Origin of the sequence: Lutimonas sp. (assembly GCF_051011215.1) — a bacterium.
Classification (GTDB): domain Bacteria; phylum Bacteroidota; class Bacteroidia; order Flavobacteriales; family Flavobacteriaceae; genus Lutimonas.
On the sequence record NZ_JBPCUJ010000013.1, the window covers coordinates 1 to 4,584 of the forward strand.

At 37.6% G+C, this 4,584-nt stretch carries 4 protein-coding genes; all 4 read right to left on the bottom strand.

The features are described from left to right. Positions 1 to 2,690 (bottom strand): preprotein translocase subunit SecA (gene secA, locus ACR2MV_RS01425; RefSeq protein WP_434020091.1); only part of this gene is annotated, 2,690 nt, incomplete at its 3' end. Positions 2,691 to 2,812: 122 nt separating this feature from the next. After that, a complete protein-coding gene (locus ACR2MV_RS01430) occupies positions 2,813 to 3,034 on the bottom strand; it encodes a DUF2795 domain-containing protein (protein WP_290291894.1) in 222 nt (73 codons plus the stop codon). A gap of 134 nt (positions 3,035 to 3,168) precedes the next feature. Continuing rightward, the gene (locus ACR2MV_RS01435; protein WP_434020092.1) at positions 3,169 to 3,732 is read right to left on the bottom strand and encodes a cob(I)yrinic acid a,c-diamide adenosyltransferase; all 564 of its coding nucleotides are present in this window, start codon (positions 3,730 to 3,732) and stop codon (positions 3,169 to 3,171) included. A 62-nt stretch (positions 3,733 to 3,794) separates the two neighbouring features. After that, a partial coding sequence (locus ACR2MV_RS01440; RefSeq protein WP_434020093.1) for an O-methyltransferase occupies positions 3,795 to 4,584 on the bottom strand: 790 nt, incomplete at its 5' end.

Sequence of the window (4,584 nt, forward strand, 5' to 3'; positions counted from 1 at the left end):
ACGGCACTTCTTTCAATCTTATTTTGGTAATGCTTGTAAACCACCTCGAACAATTCATCTACCAAGGCTCTTTCATCCTTACTCTCAAATTCTTCTTTAGAAAATGGAGAGGTGGTAGAAGAGAAGCGGATCAATTCAAATTCGAAATTTGAATAATCATTCATCATTTTGTTATTCAGCACGATTGAATCGCAGGTATCATAAATCATATTTACAATATCTACCTGCAAACGTTCTCCGTACAAGGCGTGTTTTCTTCTTTTATAAATAACCTCTCTTTGAGCATTCATAATATCATCGTATTCTAACAAACGTTTACGAATCCCAAAGTTGTTTTCTTCTACTTTTTTCTGAGCTCTTTCAATAGATTTGGAAATCATTGAATGTTGAATCACTTCACCTTCTTTTAGCCCCATCTTATCCATCATCTTGGCGATTCTTTCAGAACCGAAAAGGCGCATTAAGTTGTCTTCAAGTGATACATAGAATTGTGTCGATCCAGGATCTCCCTGACGACCGGCACGACCACGCAGCTGCCTGTCAACACGTCTTGAATCATGTCTTTCAGTACCTATAATGGCCAAACCACCATCGTCTTTAACTTCTTTTGATAGCTTAATATCAGTACCCCTACCAGCCATGTTTGTCGCAATGGTTACCACACCAGGGTTCCCTGCAGACTCAACAATGTCGGCTTCTTTTTTGTGTAATTTTGCATTCAACACATTGTGCTGAATTTTTCTGATGGACAACATCTTAGACAGTAGTTCAGAAATCTCAACCGAGGTGGTACCTACAAGTACAGGTCGTTTCTGGTTTACTAAATTATTGATCTCATCAATAACAGCATTGTATTTCTCTCTTTTTGTTTTGTAAATAAGATCTTCTCTATCATCCCTGATCAAAGGCATGTTGGTTGGGATCTCAACTACATCCAATTTGTAAATTTCCCAGAATTCACCAGCCTCTGTAATAGCAGTACCCGTCATACCTGACAACTTACGGTACATTCTGAAGTAATTTTGCAGGGTAATCGTTGCAAACGTTTGTGTAGCCGCTTCAATCTTTACATTTTCCTTTGCTTCCAAGGCCTGGTGCAACCCGTCAGAATACCTTCTTCCATCCATCACACGACCCGTCTGTTCATCAACAATTTTTATCTGGTCGTCCATGATTACATATTCTACATCTTTTTCAAAAAGAGTATAGGCTTTAAGCAGCTGATTCATGGTATGAATACGCTCACTTTTGATGCTGAAATCTCTGTACAATTCTTCCTTTTCCCGTGCATTGTCTTCGGGGGAAAGTTCTTTGGCGTCAATTTTTCCAACTTCAATTCCCATATCAGGTAGTACAAAGAAATGATCTTCATTGTCTCCGGAAAGATGAGAAATTCCTTTGTCTGTTAAATCAATGGAGTTGTTTTTCTCTTCGATCACAAACAAAAGTTCTTCATCCACCTTTGGCATTTCCCTGTTGTTGTCCTGCATGTAGAAATTTTCCGTTTTCTGCAGTAATTGTTTGATGCCTTCCTGACTTAAGAATTTGATCAGTGCTTTATTCTTAGGCAATCCTCTAAAAACGCGGTACAATAAAAATCCACCTTCTTTGGTATCTCCTTCGCTAATTAATTTTTTAGCTTCCGCTAAGACTCCAATCAGGTATTTGTTTTGAATTCTAACCAGCTCATCTACCTTTGGTTTCAATTCGTTAAACTCGTGACGGTCTCCCTGAGGAATGGCTCCAGAGATGATAAGCGGCGTTCTGGCGTCATCAACTAAAACAGAATCCACCTCATCTACAATGGCATAATTATGCGGTCTTTGAACAAGGTCCTTCGGCGAGTGCGCCATATTATCTCTCAGATAATCAAAACCAAATTCATTATTGGTTCCATAGGTGATATCAGCCAAATAAGCCTTTCTTCTTTCGTCAGAATTTGGTTTATGATGATCGATACAGTCAATACTTAAACCGTGAAACTCAAAAATAGGTCCCATCCAGGCAGCGTCACGTTTGGCCAAATAATCATTCACCGTAACTACATGTACGCCATTTCCTGTTAAAGCATTTAAATAGATGGGCAGGGTTGCAACCAAGGTTTTACCTTCACCCGTCATCATTTCGGCAATATTACCCTGATGTAAAACAGCACCACCAATTAACTGCACATCATAATGAACCATATCCCAGGTAATAGGTTTTCCTGCTGCATTCCAGGTATTTGACCATAGGGCATCATCGCCCTCTAAATTCACATAGTCATGAGAAGACAATTCTCTGTCGAATGCAGTAGCTTTTACTTTTAAAGTTTCATTATCGGAAAATCTTCTGGCTGTTTCTCTCATCACAGCAAACGCTTCAGGCCTGATCTCGTTTAATGCCGCTTCGGAAGCTTCATAGGATTCATCTCTTAATTGATCGATCTCTTTATAGATAGCTTCTTTTCTATCTATGGTTGCTGATTCTATCTCCGCTTCCAGTGTTGCAATTTGCTCTTGGTAGGATTGAATCGCCTCAGCGATGGTTTTTTTGAAAGAAGTCGTTTTTTCTCGTAATTCATCAATAGATAAACTTTCCATGGCCTTGTCAAAAGAGCGAACTTTTTCTACCAGTGGTTGTAAAAGTTTAAGGTCTTTTTTCTTTTTGTCTCCGACAAAAGCCTTAAGTACTGAATTTAATAAACTCATAATTTAAAATATTGTTAAACTGATGTTGCATCAGTATCTGTTTTCCGACATTCATGTGCAAAGATGATCAACTGCACTTTGATGACGGGTAAAAAAAAAAGCCTCGTTAGAGACCTTTGTTTTTAGTATTCATCTTCATTCCAAAGGAAATCTTCATCCGTTGGGTAGTCCGGCCAAATCTCTTGGATGATCTCGTAACTCTCACCCTCGTCTTCGAGCGCCTGTAAGTTTTCTACAACTTCTAAAGGTGCTCCGGTTCTTATTGCATAATCAATCAGCTCGTCTTTTGTTGCCGGCCAAGGTGCATCACTTAAATAAGATGCTAGTTCTAATGTCCAATACATAATTGAATATTAATTAATTTGAATTGCAAAAGTAATTTTTTTACTGAAAAAAGCAAGGTTTTTAATTACTATTTTTTCACTGTCAAAAGAACGTGTTTTTTTATGGTTTAAAAGTCTTCCTAAGTACTGATAAATCAGCCTATCCAAGGAATCTCTTTTACCTTATAATCTTTAGTCAATTTCCGTGCCAACACAAATAAATAATCTGATAATCGATTCAAATAAGTAATAATGTTAGGGTTAATCTCTTCAGATTCAGCTAATTCTACGGTAATTCTTTCCGCTCGGCGACAAACGCATCTTGCAATATGACAGAATGACACAACGGAATGACCTCCGGGCAGAATAAAATGTCTCATGGGTTCCAGGTCTTCATCCATTACATCCATTTGATTTTCCAAATATGTAATTTCATCTGCTTCCACTTTTTCAATCTTCAGCCGATCTGTTCCATCTTTGAGCTTCTGTTTTTCTATGGGAGTTGCCAGCATAGCTCCTAAAGCAAATAATTTGTTTTGAATCCGCAACAAATCCTTTGTTACAAATTCATCATCCACCTGATCTTTTACAAGACCTATAAAAGAGTTCAGTTCATCAACGGTGCCATAGGCATCTATCCGTAAATTACTTTTTCGAACCCGCGTGCCACCGAACAATGAGGTTTTACCATCATCACCGGTTTTTGTATATATTTTCATTGTCAGACAATTTTCTTCAAAAATAAGTATATTATATCACAACAATACGATTTAAGGTTGGATTAAATCCGCAAGGTGAAATGTTGTTTTTCTCTACCTTTTGAAAAAAACACCAGTCCCCATTTGAATGTGTCTGCGGTTAAGGTGACCTTTGGGTGATTTTTTATTTCTTCCCATGCGGATTCCATTTCTTTGCTCCAATGGATATCGTCGAATATAAAAACACTGCTTTCATGAGCCGCCGTCAAGCATTTTTTAAAATAGTCTAGCGTGGGTTGTTTTTGATGATTGCCATCAAAAAATATCAAATCATAGTTTTTGTTTTTAAGTACTCCATCAAGGGTGGAATTAAATTCACCTGTGACGACTTCAATATTTTTGAAATCACAATTGTCAAAATATTCTTTGGCTATCGTTGCGGTCGACGGACAACCTTCTAAAGTTGTAATTTTTGCATTTGGTGCTCCGACATGCATAAAAGCTGTTGAAATACCTAAGGAAGTTCCGATTTCAAGTATGTTTTTTGGTTTAAAATACGATGTGGTTTTAGCTAGTAATGTACCCCTCTTTGAAGTCATTCCAGCAGTTGCCGCAATTTTTGAGATTTGTCTGTGCCCATCTTTAAATATTTTGGAACCGGCACCAAAATCTGTTACTTGAATTTCTCTTCGGTCAGAACGTACATTTTTTCTGAATAAAACCGCTTTGTCTATCGGTATAAGTTGATCCTGCATTAATCCTTTGGTGAGATAATCGAAAAGAAATGGAGAATGCACACCATACTGATTTTTAGAAGCAATAAGGTATTTAAAATAGGCTTGAATTGAATGCAGCAAGGGCTCTTTTTTAATT